Here is a 23,057-nt window from a genome sequence, read left to right as displayed (position 1 = left end):
GGCGACGCTCGTGCGCGGGCTCAGGAACCTGCGCTGACGCTGCGAGTTTCTTTTTGGGGGCAATGCAGGAGTGCCGCCATGAAAGACCAGACCCTGGGTGCGATCGCACTGGGCGTCGTCGCGGTCGGTGCCGCATGGACCGTGCACACGCTCACAAGCACGGATTATTATTGTCCTGGTCCGTCCGCCGCGTCGGTCGTGGCGCTGTTGGCTCCGTGCCAGGCGTTCGATACGGCGCTTGGTCATACCGTCTCGGGCGATGAGGCGGTCCGGATGGCGCTGCCTTGGGGAAGCAATCCCGATCGCACCGATCCGCCGTCCACGCAATTTGCCGAGAAGTGATCCGCGGCGCAGACGAACGAGGTTGAGAATGAAGGCATGGCTCTTTGCGACAGTGCTGACGGCTGTGTCCGTGGGTATCAGCCCGGCAAGTGCCGAGAGCTGCGGACCCGGCTGCCATAACGCCGTGAACGGCGGCTGCGTTGTCGATGGCTGGGAAAGCGGCGCGCGCGTCTGGAACGAGTGTCCGGCTGGCGCTCATCCGCGTCCACCCTGCGGCGAGGGCTATGTCTGGAGACGGCACGCAAAGGCCTGCATGGTCAGGTGAGCTGCATCAACCTGCTCGCCCGCATCAGGGCCGGGCGGTATGGTCTTGCACCAGAACGGTCTCTCGTGAACAAGGCGCACTGACTTCACTACGGCGCGCGAGAAGTGTCGCCCCGCAGATCCAGTGCGGTCCTGTTTCAGAAGAAAGCCCAGCTCATGTCCAACTCATGGCGTGCCGCCACGACCGCGACCAGGAGGCCGGTCAGGCAGAAAATAGTCAGGATCTTGAGCGTCTCGTTATCATCGGTAGCCTTGGAAACGCGCGCAATAACCCGAGCGATCGCAGCGACCATCGCAACATCTCCAAGCATGTTCCTGACCCACGACGAGTTGTCGCATTGGCTGCTGAACTGGTTCACCCCGCGCAAGACGTTTTGTGAGTGACGCGGAATGTGAGTGAGGCGGAAGACGTTGACGCGCGGATGCCCGCACGTCCCAACCGGTGCTCGGTGCCGCGCAGGGCTCTCTCTGCGCAACGAAACGCCGCGATCGTGACAACGGAGAGCGCAAGAGCCACGCTTGCCGGGCGGGAAGAGGTCTGGCTGGGGGATCGGGAAAGCGCGAGGTTCTCGGCATTCCGCGGGGGACTGGCGGAGACGGAGGGATTCGAACCCTCGATAGGGCTTTACAACCCTATAACGGTTTAGCAAACCGCCGCCTTCAGCCACTCGGCCACGTCTCCGGCTGCGGTCGGTATGCCCGACGTCGCGGCGGGCCGCAAGCGGCAGATTGAAGACGCACAGAAATCTGGCGATCGAGGGCTCCGAAGAGGCATCGCGCCGGCACCTTTGCTGGCTGCATCGCGAGCTGGTTGCTGGAAGGCCCGCTGCTCCCGCGCGACCATCAATGATGTCCCGACCACATCTAGTCTAAAGGTCGGCACCCTCGGGCCGGTGTGCGTGCGAATCCTTCTGCTGCGGGCCCGCGCACACGAGCCGGGAAGGCCACTTCAGGCCGTTTGCCCTGCGCTGGTCCCGGGATGATCTGCCATCGCGATTCTATAACGGGGGCGCTTTCGCTCGTGCCGAATCCGGGCGGATGCGCGTCGAAGGTGCGGAGCCCTAGCCGTGCTGAATTTGTGGCCGGGAGAGGATCGAAATAGCCGACGCGCGAAAAATCTCACGAAAACAAAAGCTTGTGAGGCCGGGGGTGATCAAGACTTCGTGTTATTTGTGCAACACCGCCCCAAAAACGCCGCGCGGGACGGCTGGCCGAGCGGTTCCTTTGTTGCGTGTGCAATCTTGTTCGGTAATTCTGCCCAAGCGACGAAGGGGGGCATCCCGACGTCGTCCCGTTTAGGTCGTTCGCTCAAGTCCCTCGCGTTCACGCGGGTGTGTCCGAGTGCGCGGTGCGGCTGAGTGACGGGTCGAAGGGGTCAAGGGGACCAAACCTCAAGGGTGTCTCACACCCGGCGGAGCCGGAACCTTCCCTGACTGAGCAACTTGGAGGTTTAACATATGAACGTGATGAAGAGCCTTGCTCTGGGCTCTGCGGCGGCTCTGCTCGCTGTGGCCGGGGCGCAGGCGGCCGATCTGCCGATCAAGGCGAAGGCTGTCGAATATGTGCGCGTCTGCTCGCTCTACGGCGCGGGCTTCTACTACATCCCCGGCACCGACACCTGCATCAAGCTGGGCGGCTATGTGCGTGCCGACTTCCTCGGCAATGCCGGCAGTGACTTCGGCGGCCAGTTCACCGGTTCGAGCGCGGCGCATAATCGCCTGACGAACTACTACATGATGCGCTCCCGTGAAGACTTCAACGTCGACACGCGCACCGCGACCGAATACGGCGTGGTCCGCACCTTCGCCGACGTCGTCTTCACCTGGACTTCGGGCACTTACTCCGGCAACGGCGGCGGCAACGGCTCGACCTTCTACTCGACCGGCTCCGCCAACAGCGGCAACCTGACCAGCGTCAACGGCCTCAGCAATGACGGCATCGCCGGCGGTTCGCTCGGTGTGTACTACGCCTTCATCCAGTTCGCCGGCTTCACGATGGGTAAGGCCGTGTCGCAGTTCGACGCGCCCTGGACCAACTATCCCGGCAACAACTACGACTCGCTGTACGGCGGCTCCGGCACCGTCACCGGTGTGAACCAGTTCGCCTACACCGCCGATTTCGGCCAGGGCATCACGCTGTCGGTCTCGGCCGAAGACCAGGCCCTGTACTACCAGACCAACATCTGGAACACGTCGGGTGCTTCGGCTTCCGGCATTGTTGGCGGTAACTACGGCGTTTCCAACTACGGCGGCCTCGTGTCTCCGGACTTCATCGCCAGCGTGCGTGTCGACCAGGCTTGGGGTCTGTTCCAGGCGTCGGTGGCTGCGCATGACAACCATGTCGGCTATTACGGCGCCAACGAGCTCTCCGGTCATCCCGGCGACAAGTGGGGCTGGGCCGGCCAGTTGGCTTTGTCGATTAAGAACATCCCGACGGGCCCCGGTGACACCTTCTCGATCCAGGGCGTCTACACCAACGGTGCGGGCCGCTACAACGCGCAGAGCCTGGCTCCGATCGCGTTCTCGATGTTCGGCAGCAGCGGCATCGCGTATCAGAGCGTCGGCTTCGCCGGCCTATCCGATGCCGTGTATGCCGGCACCTCGGCCGCCAACGGCACGGGTCTTGAGCTGACCACGACCTGGGGCTTCCGCGGTGCGTTCACGCACAACTGGAACCCCTACTGGAACACGGCGATCTACGGCGCTTACTCCGGTGTCCAGTATAGCGGCACTGCCAAGGCGCTGATCTGCGGCAGCGCCGGTATGGCTGCCCTCGGCATCACCGCCGCGAACTGCAACCCGGACTACAATCTGGGCCAGGCTGGTATCATCACCCGCTGGACCCCGGTCAAGAACCTGACCTTCTCGGCTGATGTGGCCTGGACCCACCTCGACCAGAAGTACACGGGCGTCGCGACGGTTCCGGCTCTGAACGGTGTCGCCAAGCCGGCCACGACCTACGAGCTGAAGGACCAGGACACGGTCAGCCTGATGCTCCGTGCTCAGCGCAACTTCTGATCTGATCGTCCGATCTTGATCACGAAAACCCCGGCAGGCGACTGCCGGGGTTTTTTGTGCTGGGTGCCGATCGCTACCGGCAACGGAAGTGGGCGGTCGCTCCTGCGACCTCATTGCAGGAACAGTATGGAACGATCCCTCTCTCGTAAATTGCAGGTCCGCGTGCTTGCAGGGGATGCGAGATTATTCCAAATTGCGTTTCAGCCGTAGCGAAGCGCTCGCTTCGATTTTTGACAGGCAATGCAGCTCAATCGCCGCTAAGAGCGAAGAGCAATGGGATGGAGTTTCGTTGCAGGATGTTTGAGACCGCTTCCGCGGCGCCGGTCGTCGCGCCGTCATCCGCCGCACCTGCCGTGCGCAACATGGTGCTGGCGACGCTTCCCGAGGCGGAGTTTGCGTTCCTGCGTCCTCACTTGAAATCGGTGCAGCTGCGGCGAAACGAGATCCTGCATGACGCGTTCCGCTGCCCGCAGATGGTCTATTTCATCGAGAGCGGAATCGTCTCACGCGTTCTGCGCACGGGCAAGGACGGTGTGGCGGTCGAGGTCGCCAGCGTCGGCCACCGCGGGTTTGTCGGCGTTTCGGTTGTGCTCGGCACGATGCAGGCGCTCCAGCGCACCGTCGTTCTGGTGCCGGGAATGGCGCTTGCGATCGAGGCGGAGCGGCTGCGGCTGATTCTCGCGGAGCGGCCGACGATCAAGGAGCATCTGCTCAAATACGTGCAGATCCTGATGGCTCTGAAGGCGCAGATCGCGCTGTGCAACGCCAAGCACGAAATCCCCGAGCGAGTGGCGCGCTGGCTGTTGCTGGCGCGGGAACTGGCCGGCAGCGACGTGCTGCCGGTGACGCACGGCCTCATCGCCAGCGCGCTCGGCGTGCGCCGGCCCGGCGTCTCGCATGCGCTTGCGGAGATGGAGGCGGGCGGGTTCATCGCCTGCGCCCGCGGCTCGCTTGAGATCCGCGACGTCGCCGCACTGCAACGTCGTGCCTGCGAGTGTCATCTGGTCGTGAAGGACCGCTTCCGGCTGTTCTGCGACATGCCGCGATATGCGCATGATCTGCCGGAGCCGCAGGGCTAGAGCGTTTTCAAGCGAAGTGGATACCGGGTTCGCGTCAAGAAAACGCGTCAAGACAAAAAGCTAGAGCCCCGTTCCGATTCAATCGGAAGGCTCTAGTCTAGGGCGATTTGCGTCAAACTGCTCCCGAAGAGGACCGCCGGTGCGCCCGCAAGCGGGTCGGTGGCGCGCATGGCCGCGAATTCTTACGTCGATTCATCAGCTTATAAAGCGATGCGCAAAAGGCGAAGAAATGTGTTGAACATATATGAGTTGATAAGGTAATTTCATCTCGTGTCATCGCCCAGGAATGGGCATCCGGTCTCAGAGGAGACACAAGCTTATCTGATGTTAGACCTCCGAAGCCTCCAGCGATGCCCCGCTGGAGGCTTTTCGGTTTTGGCCGCCCGCCGACCAGCTAAAACGTAGTAAGAATTGAACACCTTATGCCGTGGGGCTGTGATTTGCCTTTCCGGCTCTTTCCGTCTTTGCGCGACAATTCCGCATCGCGGCAGTGTCCGGTAGCGTACCAACAAAGATCTCGCGAAGTCTTGACGGTAAATTCCTGGTGAAGTCACTCTACCTTAGTTGTGTGACGGTTCTGGTTCCCCAGGGAGGGAGCACGAAAGTGATCTTGCCATGCGGTCGGGAGACTTTCTGAAGACCTACAATCACTGGTTGGAGCGGGAAGATCTCTCCAACGAGTTCATGCGCCTGTTGGGCTCCGTGCCCCACGCCGGGCCGGACCTCGCCGACTGTCTCGCGGCAGCGCGGCGCATCGACATCGATGACGAGAATTCCTGGCACCGCGAATGGGGCATGATGGCGCATCAGGCGAGCACGGTGGCGGAGAACGCCATCGGTCGCGGCTGCCCAGAGACCGCCATGGGCGCCTGGCTGCGCGCCATCGCCTACTATCAGGCCGCCGCGTTTCCGTTCGAAGACGACGATCCACGCCACCAGGCCATGGTCGCCCGAATGCGGAGTTGCGCGCGGGCCGCGTTGCATTGCCGTGAGCCGCAGGGCGAGGTGGTCACGATTGCCTGGCGTGCGGACTATCCGCTGCAGGGCTACTTCCTGCCGGCGCGGGCCGAGGCGGGCCGGGCGCCGGCAGTGATCTGCATCAGCGAACCGGGGCAGCGCAAGGAGGCCTGCCTGCCCAAGCTCGCCCATCTCGCCCTCGAGCGCGGACTGTCGCTGCTCGTGGTCGACCTGCTCGGGCCCGGCACCGGCGCACGATTCGCCGAGATCGTCGGCAGCCGCGAGCTCGAATCGTCGGTCGGCTCCGCCATGGACTATCTGACGGCGCGCGAAGACGTCGACGAGGACCGAATCGCCGTGCTCGCCGACGAATGGGGCTCGTCCTTCGTCGCGCGCGGCATCGCCTTCGACCAGCGCTACGCCGCCGCGGTCTGCGATGCCGGCCTCTGGGACATGCACGAGCGGGCGTTCCTGGCCTGCTGCGCGGCCTCCGGCCGCGCCGTAGTGGACTCGGGCCGCGACGCGAGCCAGGTGGCGCGGCACATCATGTGCCCCGTCCTGATCGCGCTGCGCGAGCAGGGATGGCTGCAGCCCGACCACGTAACCAAGCTCGTGGCGCAGATGAAGCAGGACCACCCGGACATCACGCTGAAGCTCTTCGCCGGCGAGCAGGGCAGTGCCGACAATCCAGCGCCTGCCAACGCCTTCGTGTTCGACTGGATCGCGGCGCGACTGAGCAAGCCGCGCCGGCTCTGGAGCTGACTCAGATCCCGAGCGTGACCTTCATGCAGGCCTTCTCGATTCGGCTCTTCAGTGCGGCGAGCTTGTCGGTGAAGGCGGCCAGCGACTGCTCGTCGAATTCCTCGAAGATGAAATCGTTGATCGCGTTCTGCTGGGCCTCGAGATTGGCGAGCTGCTTGTAGGTCTTATCGGTCAAGGACATCCGGACGACGCGCGCATCGTCCGGCGCGGGCTTTCTGCGCATGAAGCCCTTCTTCTCGAGCAGCTTGGACTGCGTCGTGACGAACGACGAATCGACGTGCAGCATCTTGGAGACGGCATTCACCGGAATACCGTCGCCCTGATCGAGTTCCGAGACCGCCATCAGAATCATCCATTGCGGCCCGCTGACGCCGAGCGCTTTGGCCCAGAAGTAGCGCAGCTCTTCCAGATGGACGCTGATCGAGGCGATCTCCCAGGTGAATCGGCGGGCGGCGTCGCGATTCTTGTGCGCCGATCCGACGTGTTGCGTCGTTTGCGCCGGCTCTGCAGAGCCGGTCTTCGGTGGATTGCTAGGCGACATGACTCGCGATCGTATGACTTGCGATCATGACCCTAGTTTAAAAAAATCCATAATGAAATCACCCAACTAGAATGGTTCTGGCAGCCATGTGTGCGGTGCAGGCAGTATCGCACCGGTGTTGCCGGCACGACACATTACGGCTTCATTCAATTACCTGAGCCAATAAACTGTTTTGCTTACCAGAAAGGCGCAGGCATAGTTCCTGACGACGGCGGGGGTTACTCGATCGTCCCGTGGCAGATGTTTCGCTTAAGTCCCTCGCGTGATGCGGGTGTGTCCGATGGCGCGAAGCGGCTGAAGCGGTTTTTCGGGATGGGAAAGGCGGATCGTCCTGGGGGATTTTGGTCCGGACCTTTCCCAAGAGAGCAACTTGGAGGTTTATCCATGAAGACGGTGAAGAGCCTTATCCTCGGCTCAGCGGCGGGTCTGCTCGCCATGAGTGGGGCCCAGGCAGCCGACCTTCCGATCAAGGCCAAAGCGGTCGAGTATGTGAGGGTCTGCTCCCTGTACGGTGCCGGTTTCTTCTACATTCCGGGCACTGACACCTGCATCAAGCTGGGTGGTTATCTGCGCGTCGACGGTCTCGCCAATGCCGGCAGCGACTTCGGTGGCCAGTTCACCGGCGTGAATGCCGCGCACAATCGCTACAGCAACTACTACTTCGCCCGGTCCCGTGAGGACCTCAACATCGACACCCGCACCGCGACCGAATACGGCGTGGTCCGCACCTTCGCCGATCTGACCTTCAGCTGGACCACCGGCACCTACAGCCCGAACGGCGGTGGCAATGGGTCGAGCTTCTACTCGACCGGCTCGGCCAACACAGGCGGCCTGACCAGCGTCAACGGCCTCAGCAATGACGGCATCGCCGGCGGTTCGCTCGGTGTGTACTACGCCTTCATCCAGTTCGCCGGCTTCACCATGGGTAAGGCCGTGTCGCAGTTCGACGCGCCCTGGACCAACTATCCCGGCAACAACTACGACTCGCTGTACGGCGGCTCCGGCACCGTCACCGGTGTGAACCAGTTCGCCTACACCGCCGATTTCGGCCAGGGCATCACGTTCTCGGTCTCGGCCGAAGACCAGGCCCTCTACTACCAGACCAATATCTCGAACACGTCGCTGGCTTCGGCTGCCGGCATCGTCGGTGGCTCCTACGGCGCCAGCAACTACGGTGGCATGGTGTCTCCGGACTTCATCGCCAGCCTGCGTGTCGACCAGGCCTGGGGTCTGTTCCAGGCGTCGGTGGCTGCGCATGACAACCACGTCGGTTATTACGGCGCCAACGAGCTCACCGGTCATCCCGGCGACAAGTGGGGCTGGGCCGGCCAGTTGGCTTTGTCGATCAAGAACATCCCGACGGGCCCCGGTGACACCTTCTCGATCCAGGGCGTCTACACCAACGGCGCGAGCCGCTACAACGCGCAGAGCCTGGCTCCGATCGCGTTCTCGATGTTCGGCAGCAGCGGTCTGGCCTACCAGAGCGTCGGCTTCGCCGGCCTGTCCGATGCGGTGTATGCCGGTACTTCGGCGGCCACTGGCACGGGTCTCGAGCTGACCACGACCTGGGGCTTCCGCGGTGCGTTCACGCACAACTGGAACCCCTACTGGAACACGGCGATCTACGGCGCTTACGCGGGTGTCCAGTATAGCGGCACTGCCAAGACGCTGATCTGCGGCAGCGCCGGCATGACTGCCCTCGGCATCACCGCCGCGAACTGCAACCCGGACTACAACCTGGGCCAGGCTGGCATCATCACCCGCTGGACCCCGGTCAAGAACCTGACCTTCTCGGCCGACGTGGCCTGGACCCACCTCGACCAGAAGTACTCGGGCTTCGCCACGGTTCCGGCTCTGAACGGTGTCGCCAAGCCGGGCACCACCTACGAGCTGAAGGACCAGGACACGGTCTCGCTCCTGATCCGTGCGCAGCGCAACTGGTAATCCCAGTCGCCTGACGACGATCCAACAGACCTCCGGCGGGCAACCGCCGGAGGTTTTTGTTTGGGTAGGCCACTTGGCAGGCCATTCATATGTGTTGCGAGCGGCAGGCACTGTTCTTTTCCACCTGAAAGAGCCTTTGCACTGCGCGCGCTGAACTCTTCCCGGAGCATTGCTGCGAATTCGTCCAATATTGCGGAGAGTTGTTGGGCGGCCGGTGCTCATCTGATTTCGGTTTCGCGTTGACCGTATGGCAGCCGCGCCCAAACTTGCGGTCGCCACGTCAAAGCTGTGTCACGTCCGAGGCGGGACCTTTGCTGGGCAGCCTTGCAAGTCCGGCGAACGCCTGGAGCGTTTTCAGGCGAGGCGAGTCCCGGCACCCTCCAGGAAAAACGCGTCAAGAAACAACGCGCAATGGCGTGTTGTTCAGGTGTTGCCCCATTGCCAGGCGCAGCGGGGCTCGGGATCAATCGAGACAAATCCGCGGAATATTGACGTCGCACTCCGGGGAAGACCGGGGCATGCACGGGGCAAGCGGCAAAACCCCGTCTCGGCGTCGTCACGACAATGGTCCGATAAAACACCAAAAACGCCCCCCGATTGTTGCGAGCGCAACGTTAATGGCCGGCACTGTGTGGATCGTAGGTGATCGACCGGCGCTGGTGGGCGGCGAAGCCCGGCATCGTGATCCAACGTCGTGAGTAAGAGTTAAGAGAACAGTTCGGAGGTCGGAATGAATACGGGGAAGAGCCTTATATTTGGCTCGGCGGCGGTGGTGCTCGCCGTGAGTGGAGCGCAGGCAGCCGATCTGCCGATCAAGGCCAAGCCGGTCGAGTATGTCAGAGTCTGCTCTCTGTACGGCGCGGGCTTCTTCTACATTCCCGGGACCGACACTTGCATCAAGCTGGGCGGCTATCTGCGCGCCGAGACCGCCTTCGCAACAAACGCCATGTTTCAGAACGCGACCAACGGCGTCGCTGGCGCCCACAATCGTCTCAGCAACATCTACACGAGCCGCGCGCGCACGGACCTGAACATCGACACCCGCACGGCGACCGAATACGGCGTGGTGCGCACCTATTTCGAAGGCGTGTTTCAATGGACCACCGGCACTTATGCCGGGGCTGGCAACGGCTCGACCTTCTATAACACCGGCGCTGCCAATACGGCAGGCCTGACCACAGTGAACGGTCTTTCCAATGACGGCATCGCCGGCGGTTCGCTCGGCGTATTCTATGCCTTCATCCAGTTCGCAGGCTTCACGATGGGCAAGGCGGTGTCGCAGTTCGATGCGCCCTGGACCAACTATCCCGGCAACAATTTCGACGGCCTGACCGGCGGTGGCGGGACCGTCACCGGCGTCAATCAGTTCACCTACACGGCGGACTTCGGCCAGGGCGTCACGGCGGCGATCTCCGCGCAGGATCCATCGCTCTACACCCAGTCGAACCTTTGGAACACATCCATCCAGACGGCCGCCGGCGTGATCGGCGGCGCCTATGGCGGCAACGCCTTCGGCGGCACCACCTCTCCTGACATCGTCGGCATGGTGCGCGTCGACCAGGCCTGGGGCCTGTTCCAGGCATCGCTCGCCGCGCACGATAACCACGCAGCCTATTTCGGTGCGACGGAGGTCACGGGCCATCCGGCCGACAAATGGGGCTTTGCCGGTCAGCTTGCTCTGTCGATCAAGAACATCCCGACAGGCCCTGGCGACACGTTCAACGTTCAGGGCGTCTACACTAACGGTGCGAGCCGCTATAATTTCCAGAGCTTGGCGCCGATCAACTATGCGATGTATGGCGGCACCAACCTCGCAGGCGCCTATCAGAGCCTTGGCTTTGCCGGCGTGTCCGACTCCGTTTTCGCCAATGGGACTCAGCAGCAGCTGACGACGACCTATGGCGCCCGCGGCGCCTTCACCCATAACTGGGATCCCTATTGGAATACGGCGCTGTATGGATCCTGGAGCGCCGTCAGGTACAACGCGACAGCGAAGGGACTGATCTGCAACGGCGCAGGCATGGTCGCGCTGGGAATCGTGGGGCCGAACTGCAATCCGGACTTCAACATTTCCACGGTGGGCCTGATCACGCGCTGGACGCCGGTGAAAAATCTGACCTTCTCGGCCGATGTGGCCTGGACCCATCTGGATCAGAAATTTGCCGGCACCGCGACCTCTCCGGCCGCTGCGGCGATCGCCAAGCCGGCAGCCGTCTACCAGCTCAAGGACCAGGACTCGGTCTCGCTGCTGATGCGTGCTCAGCGCAATTTCTGATCTCGGTCACGCAATCTGACTAATCCCCCGGCGGCTAGCCCAGCCCGCCGGGGATTCTTGCTGGCGAAGGGATTAGCGAGTAGCGAATAGGGAATGGCCTGCTGCGACGACGCGCTATTCGCTATTCGCCACTCCCTATTCGCAACTCGCTATTCCACCGTCGCGCCGCGGCGCAGATCGGCCTCGATCTGCAGCCGCGACGAGCCGCCGAAGCGGGCGCGATAGACCTGCAGGTTCTCCATCACCCGCTGCACGTAGTTGCGGGTCTCGGAGAATGGAATCAACTCGACCCAGTCGACCGCATCGACTTTGGGATCGCGCGGATCGCCGTAGCGATCGATCCATTTCTTCACGCTGCCGCGGCCGGCATTGTAGGCCGCGAACGTCATGATGTAGGAGCCGCGATAATCCTCCAGAAGGCCACCGAGCTCCGCGGCGCCGAGCTGCGCGTTGTAGACGGAATCGGTCTTCATCCTGTTGAGGTCGAAACCGACGCCGGCGCGTTTGCAGACGTAACGACCGGCATCGGGCGTGACCTGCATCAGGCCATAGGCCTGCGCCGGCGACACCACGGCCGGGTTGAAGGAGCTCTCCTGGCGCGCGATCGAGAAGATCACGCTCGGCTCGACCTCGGGACCAATCGCGCGGAACGCCGGAACGCCATTGACCGGATAGGCGTAATGGTCGAACGGCAGGCCGCGATTGAGCGCGGACTTGCCGACCAGCAGCATCGCGCGCGCATCGCCGTGCCGCGCGGCAATCTCGGCAAGGCCGAGCAGGGCGTCCTGGTCGCCATTGTCGCCCATGTCGGCGAAGATCGGGATCGCGATCTCGCCTTCGTCAAGATCGTAGAGCAGCTGCACCGCGCGCACGATCTCTAGCCGCTCGACGCCACGGCCGCGTCCGGCGAGCGAGGCGTTGAGCGCGAGCTGCGGCATGCCGAGCTTGGCGCGCGCGAGCTGGCCATAATAGCTGGTCGATTGCGCGGCGGCTGCACTGTAGGCGGCACGCGCCTCCTGCATATGGCCCATCGCCTCGGCGGCACGTCCCTGCCAATAGCCGGCGCGCGCCAGCGTGGTCGGGTTGACGCTGCCGACACCGATCCGGGCAAAGTGCTGAGCGGCGGTGGCGGGGTCGTTGAGGAAGCGCAGCGCGATCCAGCCCGCGGTAAATTCCTGCTCGGTCTTGTAGATGTCGCGATTGGGCAACGCCGCGTCGCGCGCGATCTGATAGGCCGTGCGATATTCGCCGAGGTCGATCATCTTGCGCGAGATCAGGCGGCGCTCGATCCACCATTCGTCGACATTGTAGAGGCGGTTCGGGTCGCGCGGCGCGCTCATCATCAACTGGGCGGCTTCCGCGAACTTCTCCTCGCGCCGCAAGAGCTGGATCTTGGCGAAGATATAGCCGGTGTCGTTGTGCAGCTCGGCCGGCACGGCCTCGAGCAAAGCACGGCTGTTCGCGGCCTTGTGGTTGGAAGCGATCCGCGCCTTGGCCAGCGCGACATAGCCCGAGCCGAGCCGCTTGGCGGCTCGCAGCGCGGCTTCCTGCTCGCTGCCATAGAGCAGGGTATCCATCCGCGCCTTGTGGTCGCCGCCCGACAGTAGCGATCCGAACAGGTCGAGGGCGTTGTTTTCGGTCTCCTCCGACATCGCGTCATTGCGCCAGGCCTCGCGCACCAGCCGCTCGGCATTGGTGCGATCGCCGCGCGCCAGCAGGGCGCGGGCGAGCGAGAAGCGGCCCTTGGCCGACAGGGGCGATTCGTTCTCGAACCAGGACCACACCACCTGGTCCTCGCGCTTGTCGTCCCACAACGCGGCCTCCAGACGCCGCCGCATGAAGCTCTGCGACGGCCAGCTCGGATTGGCCGTGATGAAGGCGCGGTAGCGCTCTACGCTGGCGTTGTTGTTGTCGCTGCGCAGGATGATCCATTCGGCGAGCTTGCGCGCCACCGGGTCCGAGATATTCGTTTCGACCTGGGTGGCATCGTCAGGCTTGTGCTTGCGCACCAGCTCGATCACGTTTTCTAGCGTATCCTTGTCGCCCTGCGAGGTCGACGAGGTGGCGGCGACGGCGGACGGCAACACCGGCTTGCGTGCTGGCGGCAGGGCGGCGTGCTGCCGCGGCGCCGGCGGGATGCTGGCCGTCGCGCCAGGGACGATATCTTTCGGCCCGGGCTTCCTGGCATCGGTCTTCATCTCGGCTAGGGCGTCCGCCTTGGTATCCGCCTTGTTGGAAGCAGCGTTCGAATCAGACTTGTTGGCAGCAGACTTGGCGCTGGATGAGCTGCCGGCCTTGCCGCCGTCACCTGATGCGGTCTTCGGCACCCCCGCGCGCGAGATCGGGCGGGGCTTCGGCACCGGAACCTTGTCCTTCGCCCAGGCGTCGCCCCAGATTGCGGCAAGACTCACGGCGAGACAGGCTGTCAAGGACATCGACACGGCGGTCGATCGCAATGCGGCTGAACGGGCAAAGGGGGGCACGGCGTTCCTTCGCGGGGCTGGTGTTCAATCCCTGTCGGCCTTGGTCTATCGAAAAGGTGAACAAATCCTAAATATACCCTGAGCTTGCGCCATACTGCGCCGACTCCGCGGCAAAATCACGACCGGAGAACGGCGGGGTGCTGTTGACAGGGCTCGTTCACAGGCGGCGGGCCTTCCGCCGGGTCCTAAGACCCGGTATGAAGTGGCGTTTCGGCAAAAATCGGCGCGCGAGCTTGCGTCCGGGAGGAGTTTGATGGCGGCCAAGACCAATTTCCGGGGCTCTTTCACAGCCCTGGTGACCCCGTTCAAGAATGGATCTCTGGACGAGGCCGCCTTCCGTTCACTTGTCGGCTGGCAGATCGCCGAGGGCACCCACGGCCTCGTTCCCGTCGGAACCACCGGCGAGAGCCCCACACTGAACCACGACGAGCACAAGCGGGTGGTCGAGTGGTGCATCGAGGAGGCCAAGGGCCGCGTCCCGGTGATTGCAGGAGCCGGCTCCAACTCGACGAAGGAGGCGATCGAGCTCGCCCAGCATGCGGAGAAGGCCGGTGCCGATGCCGTGCTGGTGGTGACGCCTTATTACAACAAGCCCACGCAAGAGGGCATGTACCAGCACTTCAAGGCCATCAACGACGCGATCGGCATCCCGATCATCATCTACAACATCCCGCCGCGCTCGGTGATCGACATGTCCGTCGATACCATGAAGCGGCTGTTCGAGCTGAAGAACATCGCCGGCGTCAAGGACGCCACCGCGAGCATGGTGCGGGTGTCGCAGCAGCGCGCCGCGATGGGCGAGGATTTCAACCAGCTCTCCGGCGAGGATGCGACCATCATCGGCTACATGGCGCATGGCGGCCATGGCTGCATCTCGGTGACCTCGAACGTCGCGCCGCGGCTGTGCTCGGAGTTCCACACCGCCTGGCAGAAGGGCGATCACGCGACCGCGCTGAAGATCCACGACAAGCTGATGCCGCTGCACACCAACCTGTTCATGGAGTCGAGCCCGGCGCCGATCAAATATGCGATGTCGCTGCTCGGCAAGATGGACGAGAAGCTGCGCCTACCGATGGTGCCGGCATCCGAGCCGACCCGTGTCGCGGTGCGCGCAGCGATGGTGCATGCCGGGCTGATCAACTGAGGTCGTTCGCGTCATCAGCGGGGTGATCGATGCTGAAGGAGTTTCGTGAGTTCGCGATGAAGGGCAATGTCGTCGACCTCGCGGTCGGCGTCATCATCGGCGCGGCCTTCGGCGCCATCGTCAACTCGCTGGTCGGCGATATCATCATGCCGATGATCGGCGCGGCGACCGGCGGGCTGGATTTCTCCAACTACTTCCTCCCGCTGTCCAAGGCCGTGACCGCGACCAATCTAGCCGATGCCAAGAAGCAGGGCGCGGTGCTGGCCTACGGCAATTTCATCACCCTGACGCTCAATTTCCTGATCGTCGCCTTCGTGCTGTTCATCGTGATCCGCCTGATGAATCAGCTCAAGCGGCTGCAGGAGACGGCGCCACCGCCGCCGGCAAAACCCTCGCGTGAGGTCGAACTGCTGACCGAAATTCGCGATCTCCTGAAGAAGGCCTGACGTGGCTGAGAAGAACGAACCCGCAATCAAGGTCGTCGCCGAGAACCGCAAGGCGCGGTTCAACTATGCGATCGAGGACACCATCGAGGCCGGCATCGCGCTGACCGGCACCGAGGTGAAGTCGATCCGCGGCGGCAAGTCGACGATCGCTGAATCCTATGCCGATTCCCGCGACGGCGAGATCTGGCTGATCAACGCCAACATTCCCGAATATCTGCAGGCCAATCGCTTCAATCACGAGCCGAAGCGGCCGCGCAAGCTGCTGCTGCACCGGCGGCAGATCAACAAGCTGATGGGTGCTGTCGAGCGCGAGGGCATGACGCTGATCCCGCTGAAACTCTATTTCAACGAGCGAGGCCGGGCCAAGCTGCAGCTTGCCGTCGCCAAGGGCAAGAAGCTGCACGACAAGCGCGAGAGCGAGAAGAAGCGCGACTGGGGCCGCGAGAAGGGCCGCCTGCTAAGGGCGAGGGGCTAGTTCACCTCTCCCCGCTTGCGGGGAAGGATCAGCAGGACTCTGAGGTGCTAAGGTGTCGAATGACATTCAGGTTGGCGACCGTGTGAGGCTGCTTGGATTGCCTGATTGGCTGGTGCATGACCTGCCCGCGAGCGAGCAAACGGAAATGCGCAGCTTTGTTGGCCAATCATGCGAGGTGAGTGAAATCGACGCTTATGGCTACTATTGGCTTGGATTCGGTACGACTGTCGACGACACAGATGTAGCTTACTACAGCGGCCACTCATTCTGTGTTCCGCGCGAGTTCATTGAACGAGATCCAGAGGTCGGTTCGCATCGTCAGATGCAATCTGGGTGAGGGGACAGGACTAACGATATGCACCGAGCAAGCGTCTGCCCCTCACCCCAACCCTTTCAGCGCGAGCGAAGCTCGTCGCTGGCGCGGTAGGAACCGGGAGAGCGGGAGCACACCACCTTCCGCGCGACAGGTCCGCGCATCTTGTCCAAGGGACATCGTGATGAACCAGAAGAGCCTGCAGGACGTCGACTGGAGCAAGATTCCGGCCCCTCACGACGACGGCGCGGCTGCGCATCTTGTCGGCATGACGATCCCGCCGATCGGGCTAAGGGCCACCGACGACCGGCTGGTGACGCTGTCGCAACTTGAGGGACGCTCGGTGGTCTTCGGCTATCCGCGCACCGGCGAGCCCGGCAAGGTGGCGCTGGTCGAGGACTGGGACATGATCCCGGGCGCCCGCGGCTGCACACCGCAGACCTGCTCCTTCCGCGACCTGTTCGGCGAGCTGAAGGCCGCCGGCGCCTCGCACGTGTTCGGCCTCTCGACGCAGAGCAACGACTACCAGATCGAGATGGCCTCGCGGCTGCACCTGCCGTTTCCGGTGCTGTCGGATGAGAAACTCGAGCTGACGAGCGCGCTCGATCTGCCGACCATGGAGGTGGCGGGGCTGACGATGATCAAGCGACTGGCGCTGATCGTCGATGACGCCCGGATCACGCACGTGTTCTATCCGGTGTTTCCACCCGACCGGAACGCGGCGGATGTGCTGGCCTGGCTTAAGGACAATCGGGCGTAGAGCGCCGTCATTGCGAGCGAAGCGAAGCAATCCAGAGACGAACGGGAAGTCTAGATTGCTTCGTCGCTTCGCTTCTCGCAATGACGAAGCTCATGATGAGCGCATGGTGGGGCAAGGCTGCAATGGCGGGGACGCTTTCGCTTTGCCCACCCTACGAGACCTGCGAGGTCTAATCCAGCTCAGCCTTCACCCGCGCGAACACCTGGTGGAACATCTCGGTGGTGAGAACGCCGGTGTTCGTGTTGTAGCGTGAGCAGTGATAGCTGTCGTAGAGCCTGAGATGGCCCGCCTGGTGAACCGCACCGTGGGCGAACGGCGCGGCCGCGGCGCGCAGGCCGAACACCTTGAGCAGCGTGTCGTGCGAGATCCGGCCGAGCGCGACGATTGCGCGCAGGCGCGGCATGGTGGCGATCGTGGCGGCAAGAAATGTCCGGCAATGATTGATCTCGGCCGGCAGCGGCTTGTTCTGCGGCGGCACGCAGCGCACGGCATTGCTGATCCGGCAGTCGACCAGCGTCAGGCCGTCGTCCGGACGGGCGAGGAATTGCCCTTTGGCGAAGCCGAACTGCAGCAGCGTGCTGTAGAGCAGGTCGCCGGCATAATCGCCGGTGAAAGGCCGGCCGGTCCGATTGGCGCCCTGCAACCCCGGGGCGAGCCCGACGACCAGGAGCCGCGCACCCGCGTCGCCAAAGGACGGCACAGGTGCGTTGAACCATGACGGTTCGCGCGCGCGCTGCGCATTGCGGAAATCCACAAGGCGCGGGCAGAGCGGACAGTCGCGATCGGGCGCGGTGGGGAGGGTGTGGGCAGTCCCGGACGCAACCGCGCCGGTTCCGGTTTTTTTATTCTTAATCGTCGAAATCGTCATCGTTGCCGCCACGCGGAGCCACCGGGGTCGCGCGCTGCAGGAACTGCGGCGAATGATGGCGCGGCTCGCGCGGCGCCGGGCGTTCGGACGGATCGCGGCCGAGCTTGGACTGCAGCTCGACGAGATCGGTGAAGACGTCGGCCTGGCGGCGCAACTCGTCGGCGATCATCGGCGGCTGGCTGGAGATCGTCGAGATCACGGTCACGCGAACGCCGCGGCGCTGCATCGCCTCGACCAGTGAGCGGAAGTCGCCGTCGCCCGAGAATAGCACCATCTGGTCGATATGCTCGGCCAGCTCCATGGCATCGACCGCGAGCTCGATGTCCATGTTGCCTTTCACCTTGCGGCGGCCCGAGGCGTCGATGAATTCCTTGGTGGCCTTGGTGACGACGGTATACCCGTTGTAGTCGAGCCAATCGATCAGCGGCCGTATCGACGAATATTCCTGATCCTCAATGATCGCCGTGTAATAGAAAGCGCGGAGCAGCGTGCCGCGGCTCTGGAATTCTTTGAGGAGGCGCTTGTAATCGATATCGAAACCGAGCGTCTTGGCCGTCGCATAGAGGTTGGCGCCGTCAATGAAGAGCGCAATCTTGTTGGTAGAAGATGACATTCAGTTTCTCGCGTTGAGTTGAGCTTCTGTTTTTTGGCGCGGCTGGAGCAGCCAGCGCATTTGTTAAGGTACTGTCAGGTCGCGCTGCCAAGTCGCACTGCCAAGTCGTATTGCCAAGTCGCGCGGACCGTCAGGTGTGACGCTACCGCAAACGGGAGTAGTCAGGGTAACAAAGCTGCACTTTTGACGACGCAATAAAGCGTTTTCTTGTCCAAAAGCCGCATTCTGCCCATTCGGCCGCCCGAGACCAGACAATTCCAGAAGAGGAGCGTTCCGAGCGCGTCAGGAGGCCGCCCGCCAGATAAGCCTTGCGAAAAGCGAGCAGTCCCTATAACTACCCCAACATAATCAGCAAATTACGCAAACGAAAGACCGGAGCGACATCAATGGCGCGCGTCACCGTGGAAGACTGCATTGATAAGGTGGACAATCGGTTCGACCTCGTTCTCCTGGCGGCCCATCGCGCCCGCATGATCTCGTCGGGTTCACAACTTACGATTGACCGAGATAATGATAAGAATCCGGTTGTGGCACTCCGGGAGATTGCGGATTCAACCATCTCCCCGGAGGACCTGAAAGAGGAATTGGTGCATTCGCTGCAGAAGTTCGTCGAGGTCGACGAGCCGGAGCCCGATACGGTGCCGCTGATCGGCTCGGCAGGCGCCAGCGTGGATGCCGACGACACCGAGGTGGCGGTCGAGCGGATGACCGAGGAGGAGCTCCTGAAGGGCCTCGAGGGCCTGGCTCCGCCCGAGGAGCAGCCCGAAGAGGACGAGTGAGGGCTTACGGCATCGCCGCCTCCGATCTCAAATCAATTCAAGCAAATGCGAGGCCCGGACCGTGTCCGGGCCTTTGCATTTGCAGGTGATTTCGTGGTTACCATGTGCTCTGCACCGCGCCCGAAGCGGGCGCTTGCGTTCCAATTTCCGAGATAAAGGCCTTTGATTCATGGCGGCTTCGCGCCAGAGCCCACCGCAGATGCACGCCGCAGCCGATTCGGTTGTCGCGGCGTCGCAACAGCCCGTGCAACCGCGCACGCCGAAGACGCCGCGGTCGCGGATGATGCGGCAATATGACCTCGTGGAACGGGTGCGTTCCTACAACCCCAACACCAACGAGGACCTGCTCAACCGCGCGTATGTCTACGCCATGAAGGCTCACGGCTCGCAGACCCGTGCGTCCGGCGATCCCTATTTCACCCATCCGCTGGAGGTCGCGGCGATCCTGACCGACCTCAAGCTCGACGACGCCACCATCGTCGCGGCGTTGCTGCACGACACCATCGAGGATACCGAGGCGACACGGGCGGAGATCGACCAGATCTTCGGCCACGAGATCGGCGCGCTGGTGGAGGGCCTCACCAAGCTGAAGCGGCTGGAGCTGGTGTCGCGCGAGGCCAAGCAGGCCGAGAACCTGCGCAAGCTCCTGCTTGCCATCGCCGACGACGTGCGGGTGCTGCTCGTCAAGCTTGCCGACCGGCTGCACAACATGCGGACCCTGGAGTTCGTCCCGGAGGCGTCGCGGCGGCGCATCGGCGAGGAGACGCTCGATATCTACGCGCCCTTGGCAGGCCGCATGGGCATGCAGGAGATGCGCGAGGAGCTGGAGGACCTGTCCTTCCGCACCCTGGACGCCGATGCCTACAATGTGGTCATGCAGCGGCTCGACGCGCTCACCGAACGCAACCGCAACCTGATCAGTGAGATCGAAAGCCAGCTCTCCAAGAAGTTCCGCGACAACGGGCTCAGCGCCCGCGTCACCGGCCGGCGCAAGAAGCCCTTCTCGATCTGGACCAAGATGGAACGCAAGTCGGTCGGCTTCGAGCAGCTGTCCGACATCTTCGGCTTCCGCGTCATCATGCCGGATGTCGCGTGCTGCTATCGTGCGCTCGGCATCGTACATACCACGTGGCCGGTCGTTCCGGGCCGCTTCAAGGACTACATCTCGACTCCGAAGCAGAACGACTACCGCTCCATCCACACCACAGTGATCGGCCCGGGGCAGCAGCGGGTCGAGCTGCAGATCCGCACCGAGGAGATGGACCAGATCGCCGAGCTCGGCATTGCTGCCCATGCCTTCTACAAGGACGGCGTCGGCTCGCCGACCGAGCTTTTGAAGCGGGAATCCAACGCCTTTGCCTGGCTGCGCCACACCATCGGCATCCTGTCGGAGAGCGCAAATCCGGAGGAGTTTCTCGAACACACCAAGCTCGAGCTGTTCCACGACCAGGTGTTCTGCTTCACGCCGAAGGGCAAGCTGATCGCGCTGCCGCGCCACGCCAATGTGATCGACTTCGCCTATGCCGTGCACACCGATGTCGGCAACAGCGCGGTCGGCTGCAAGATCAACGGCAAGTTCGCGCCGCTGTCCTCCGAGCTGCAGAACGGCGACGAGGTCGAGGTTCTGACCTCGGACGCGCAGTCGGCGCCGCCTTCGGCCTGGGAATCGCTCGCGGTGACCGGCAAGGCGCGCGCGGCGATCCGCCGCGCCACCCGCACCGCGGTGCGCGACCAATATGCCGGGCTCGGGCGGCGCATCGTCGAGCGGCTGTTCGAGCGCACCAAGCTGGAATACGCCGACGACAAACTGAAGGGCGCGCTGCCGCGGCTGGCGCGCGCCTCGATCGACGATGTGATGGCGGCGGTCGGCCGCGGCGAGATCAAGGCTTCCGACGTCGCCCGCGCCATGTATCCCGACTACAAGGAAGAGCGGGTGGTGCGCTACGGGGCCAAGAAAGGCCCGGCGCCCGCCGCGGCGGCAGTGAAGGCGCCGCCGGACCCGCATCGCGCGCCTTCGGCGATTCCGATCCGTGGTATCAATTCAGGGTTGCCGGTCAAATTCGCACCGAATGGCGGCGCGGTGCCCGGCGACCGCATCGTCGGGATCGTCACGCCGGGCGAGGGGATCACGATCTATCCGATCCAATCGCCAGCGCTGAAGGATTTCGAGGAGGAGCCGGAGCGTTGGCTCGACGTGCGCTGGGACGTCGACGAAGCCTCGCCGCAGCGTTTTCCGGCCCGCATCCGGGTCGAGAACGTCAACGAGCCCGGCAGCCTCGCCCAGGTCGCGACCGTGATCGCCGAGCATGACGGCAACATCGACAATATCAGCATGAGCCGCCGTTCGCCCGATTTCACCGAGCTCACCATCGATCTCGAGGTCTATGACCTCAAACATCTCAGCGCGATCATCAACCAGCTCCGCGCCAAGACCATCGTCGCTAGGGTCGACCGCGTGAATGGCTAATCTGCTGCATTCGGTGCGGCGCCGCGGCTGAAGATAGGGTAGAGCTGTCGGACTGCCTTATTGACGTTCTTGCGAGTCCTTCGATGTCCAAAGCTGCCCCGCTGCGCCTCGGCGTCAATGTCGACCACATCGCCACCCTGCGCAATGCCAGGGCCGGGGCTGCGCCGGATCCGGTGCGCGCCGCTCTGCTGGCGATCGAGGCCGGCGCCGACGGCATCACCGCTCACTTGCGCGAGGACCGGCGGCACATCCGCGATTCCGACATGGCACGGCTGAAGGCCGAGATTTCCAAGCCGCTCAATTTCGAGATGGCGGCGACCGACGAGATGGTGGGCATTGCGCTCGCGACCAAGCCGCACGCCGTCTGCCTGGTGCCGGAGCGGCGGCAGGAACTGACGACCGAGGGCGGGCTCGACGTGGTCGGCCAGCACAATGCGCTGGCCCCTGTCATTGCCCGCTTCAACGATGCCGGCATCCGGACGTCGCTCTTCATCGCGGCCGATCCGCGCCAGATCGAGGCGGCGGCCCGGCTGCACGCCCCCGTGATCGAGATCCATACCGGCGCCTGGTGCGACGCCATCACCGACGGCGAGACCGCCAAGGCGGAGGCCGAATGGCAGCGCATCGTCGCCGGCGCGGCGCTGGCACGCTCGGCAGGGCTCGAGGTCCATGCCGGCCATGGGCTCGATTATGCCACCGCCGAGACAATCGCGGCCCTGCCTGAGATCGTCGAGCTCAACATCGGCTACTTCATGGTCGGCGAGGCGCTGTTCGTCGGCCTCGCCGAAACGGTGCGGCAGATGCGCGCGGCGATGGACCGGGGCCGGAGCAAGCTATGATTTTGGGCATCGGCTCCGACCTGATCGACATCCGCCGGGTCGCCAAAGTGATGGAACGCCATGGCGAACGTTTCCTCGCGCGCGTCTTCACCGAGGCCGAGCGCGGCAAGGCCGCACGGCGGGCCAAGAACCAGAACATGGTGGTTGCCACCTATGCCAAGCGCTTCGCGGCCAAGGAGGCCTGCGCCAAGGCGCTCGGCACCGGCATCCGGCAGGGGGTCTGGTGGCGCGACATGGGTGTCGTCAACCTGCCCGGCGGCCGTCCGACCATGCGATTGACGGGCGGGGCGCTGGCCCGGCTGCAGGCGCTGACGCCGAAGGGCTACGAGCCCCGGATCGATGTGTCCATCACTGACGATTGGCCGCTCGCGCAGGCCTTCGTCATCATTTCGGCCGAGAGCGCCGGCGGGTCCTGACGCCCGTCCTCCGCGGAGTCGCGTAAAACTAAAATAATCCATTGTAGTCAGTGGCTTATAAAGTTTTGATGCGGCCGTTGATTGCGCGCGTGGAAACAAACGTCTAAAAGTCCGCGCGTATCGAGCAACGGCTGCATGGGTGAACTCGGGTTTTTGCGCCGGAGTTGGCCTTGACCACCAGAATCAAGACAGAATCTCCCCGCAAACCGCGACACGGCAGCTGTTCGCGGGACGGGCGGTCTGTCGTGAGCGGGCGGGCCGCCGACGCCCGAT

Annotated in this window: 21 protein-coding genes and 1 tRNA gene; 16 read left to right on the top strand and 6 right to left on the bottom strand. The window is 63.5% G+C overall.

Features of this window, described 5'->3' with window-relative positions:
* Positions 1 to 78 precede the first annotated feature (78 nt).
* Positions 79 to 342 carry a hypothetical protein gene (locus P6U24_RS21750; RefSeq protein ID WP_407154548.1) on the top strand — a complete coding sequence of 88 codons (264 nt, stop codon included), beginning with the start codon at positions 79 to 81 and terminating at the stop codon, positions 340 to 342.
* A 28-nt stretch (positions 343 to 370) separates the two neighbouring features.
* Positions 371 to 607, top strand: a complete 237-nt coding sequence (locus tag P6U24_RS21745; protein WP_407154547.1) for a hypothetical protein — start codon at positions 371 to 373, stop codon at positions 605 to 607.
* Positions 608 to 743: 136 nt separating this feature from the next.
* Here P6U24_RS21745 and P6U24_RS21740 read toward each other — a convergent pair whose 3' ends face one another.
* Complete coding sequence (locus P6U24_RS21740) at positions 744 to 899, bottom strand: hypothetical protein (RefSeq protein ID WP_407154546.1); 156 nt, start codon at positions 897 to 899, stop codon at positions 744 to 746.
* Positions 900 to 1,194: 295 nt separating this feature from the next.
* Positions 1,195 to 1,288: transfer RNA gene (locus P6U24_RS21735), tRNA-Ser, on the bottom strand.
* 775 nt (positions 1,289 to 2,063) lie between these two features.
* Here P6U24_RS21735 and P6U24_RS21730 point away from each other — a divergent pair.
* The 3 genes from P6U24_RS21730 (at position 2,064) to P6U24_RS21720 (ending at position 6,421) form a co-directional block, all read left to right on the top strand.
* Positions 2,064 to 3,623 (top strand): porin, encoded by a 1,560-nt coding sequence (locus tag P6U24_RS21730; RefSeq protein ID WP_407154545.1) that lies wholly within the window; start codon positions 2,064 to 2,066, stop codon positions 3,621 to 3,623.
* A 296-nt stretch (positions 3,624 to 3,919) separates the two neighbouring features.
* On the top strand, positions 3,920 to 4,702 hold the full coding sequence (locus P6U24_RS21725; protein ID WP_407154544.1) for a Crp/Fnr family transcriptional regulator: 783 nt from the start codon (positions 3,920 to 3,922) through the stop codon (positions 4,700 to 4,702).
* 615 nt (positions 4,703 to 5,317) lie between these two features.
* Positions 5,318 to 6,421 carry an alpha/beta hydrolase family protein gene (locus tag P6U24_RS21720; RefSeq protein ID WP_407154543.1) on the top strand — a complete coding sequence of 368 codons (1,104 nt, stop codon included), beginning with the start codon at positions 5,318 to 5,320 and terminating at the stop codon, positions 6,419 to 6,421.
* 1 nt (position 6,422) lies between these two features.
* On the opposite strand, the gene P6U24_RS21715 is transcribed toward P6U24_RS21720, so the two are convergent.
* Positions 6,423 to 6,962 (bottom strand): MarR family winged helix-turn-helix transcriptional regulator, encoded by a 540-nt coding sequence (locus tag P6U24_RS21715; RefSeq protein WP_407154542.1) that lies wholly within the window; start codon positions 6,960 to 6,962, stop codon positions 6,423 to 6,425.
* 384 nt (positions 6,963 to 7,346) lie between these two features.
* Between P6U24_RS21715 and P6U24_RS21710 the strand changes: the two genes are divergently transcribed.
* Positions 7,347 to 8,906 carry a porin gene (locus P6U24_RS21710; RefSeq protein ID WP_407154541.1) on the top strand — a complete coding sequence of 520 codons (1,560 nt, stop codon included), beginning with the start codon at positions 7,347 to 7,349 and terminating at the stop codon, positions 8,904 to 8,906.
* Between the two features lie 730 nt (positions 8,907 to 9,636).
* Positions 9,637 to 11,181 (top strand): porin, encoded by a 1,545-nt coding sequence (locus P6U24_RS21705; protein WP_407154540.1) that lies wholly within the window; start codon positions 9,637 to 9,639, stop codon positions 11,179 to 11,181.
* A 149-nt stretch (positions 11,182 to 11,330) separates the two neighbouring features.
* On the opposite strand, the gene P6U24_RS21700 is transcribed toward P6U24_RS21705, so the two are convergent.
* On the bottom strand, positions 11,331 to 13,616 hold the full coding sequence (locus P6U24_RS21700) for a lytic transglycosylase domain-containing protein (RefSeq protein WP_407160545.1): 2,286 nt from the start codon (positions 13,614 to 13,616) through the stop codon (positions 11,331 to 11,333).
* Positions 13,617 to 13,917: 301 nt separating this feature from the next.
* On the opposite strand from P6U24_RS21700, the gene dapA reads away from it, so the two are divergent.
* The 5 genes from dapA (at position 13,918) to P6U24_RS21675 (ending at position 16,802) form a co-directional block, all read left to right on the top strand.
* Positions 13,918 to 14,808: a 4-hydroxy-tetrahydrodipicolinate synthase gene (gene dapA / locus P6U24_RS21695; RefSeq protein WP_407154539.1), complete on the top strand. Its 891-nt coding sequence runs from the start codon at positions 13,918 to 13,920 to the stop codon at positions 14,806 to 14,808.
* A 29-nt stretch (positions 14,809 to 14,837) separates the two neighbouring features.
* Positions 14,838 to 15,254: a large conductance mechanosensitive channel protein MscL gene (gene mscL / locus P6U24_RS21690; protein ID WP_407154538.1), complete on the top strand. Its 417-nt coding sequence runs from the start codon at positions 14,838 to 14,840 to the stop codon at positions 15,252 to 15,254.
* Between the two features lies 1 nt (position 15,255).
* Positions 15,256 to 15,729, top strand: a complete 474-nt coding sequence (smpB, locus tag P6U24_RS21685; protein ID WP_407154537.1) for an SsrA-binding protein SmpB — start codon at positions 15,256 to 15,258, stop codon at positions 15,727 to 15,729.
* A gap of 52 nt (positions 15,730 to 15,781) precedes the next feature.
* A complete protein-coding gene (locus P6U24_RS21680; protein ID WP_407154536.1) occupies positions 15,782 to 16,066 on the top strand; it encodes a hypothetical protein in 285 nt (94 codons plus the stop codon).
* A gap of 160 nt (positions 16,067 to 16,226) precedes the next feature.
* Positions 16,227 to 16,802 (top strand): peroxiredoxin, encoded by a 576-nt coding sequence (locus P6U24_RS21675; protein ID WP_407154535.1) that lies wholly within the window; start codon positions 16,227 to 16,229, stop codon positions 16,800 to 16,802.
* 169 nt (positions 16,803 to 16,971) lie between these two features.
* Here the strand turns inward: P6U24_RS21675 and P6U24_RS21670 are convergent, their stop codons facing one another.
* Positions 16,972 to 17,670, bottom strand: coding sequence for a uracil-DNA glycosylase (locus P6U24_RS21670; RefSeq protein WP_407154534.1), 699 nt, complete (start codon positions 17,668 to 17,670; stop codon positions 16,972 to 16,974).
* Positions 17,651 to 18,283, bottom strand: coding sequence for an NYN domain-containing protein (locus tag P6U24_RS21665; RefSeq protein WP_407154533.1), 633 nt, complete (start codon positions 18,281 to 18,283; stop codon positions 17,651 to 17,653). Before P6U24_RS21665 ends, P6U24_RS21670 begins: the two co-directional genes overlap by 20 nt.
* A 386-nt stretch (positions 18,284 to 18,669) precedes the next feature.
* On the opposite strand from P6U24_RS21665, the gene rpoZ reads away from it, so the two are divergent.
* The 4 genes from rpoZ (at position 18,670) to acpS (ending at position 22,784) form a co-directional block, all read left to right on the top strand.
* Positions 18,670 to 19,062, top strand: a complete 393-nt coding sequence (gene rpoZ / locus P6U24_RS21660; protein ID WP_006612728.1) for a DNA-directed RNA polymerase subunit omega — start codon at positions 18,670 to 18,672, stop codon at positions 19,060 to 19,062.
* Between the two features lie 169 nt (positions 19,063 to 19,231).
* Positions 19,232 to 21,529 carry a RelA/SpoT family protein gene (locus tag P6U24_RS21655; RefSeq protein WP_407154532.1) on the top strand — a complete coding sequence of 766 codons (2,298 nt, stop codon included), beginning with the start codon at positions 19,232 to 19,234 and terminating at the stop codon, positions 21,527 to 21,529.
* 83 nt (positions 21,530 to 21,612) lie between these two features.
* A complete protein-coding gene (locus tag P6U24_RS21650) occupies positions 21,613 to 22,368 on the top strand; it encodes a pyridoxine 5'-phosphate synthase (RefSeq protein ID WP_407154531.1) in 756 nt (251 codons plus the stop codon).
* Complete coding sequence (gene acpS, locus P6U24_RS21645) at positions 22,365 to 22,784, top strand: holo-ACP synthase (RefSeq protein ID WP_407154530.1); 420 nt, start codon at positions 22,365 to 22,367, stop codon at positions 22,782 to 22,784. The genes P6U24_RS21650 and acpS overlap by 4 nt, the downstream gene beginning before the upstream one ends.
* Positions 22,785 to 23,057: the final 273 nt, after the last annotated feature.

Origin of the sequence: Bradyrhizobium sp. STM 3557 (assembly GCF_045571465.1) — a bacterium.
Lineage (GTDB): Bacteria > Pseudomonadota > Alphaproteobacteria > Rhizobiales > Xanthobacteraceae > Bradyrhizobium.
This window is presented reverse-complemented; position numbering and strand designations above follow the sequence as displayed.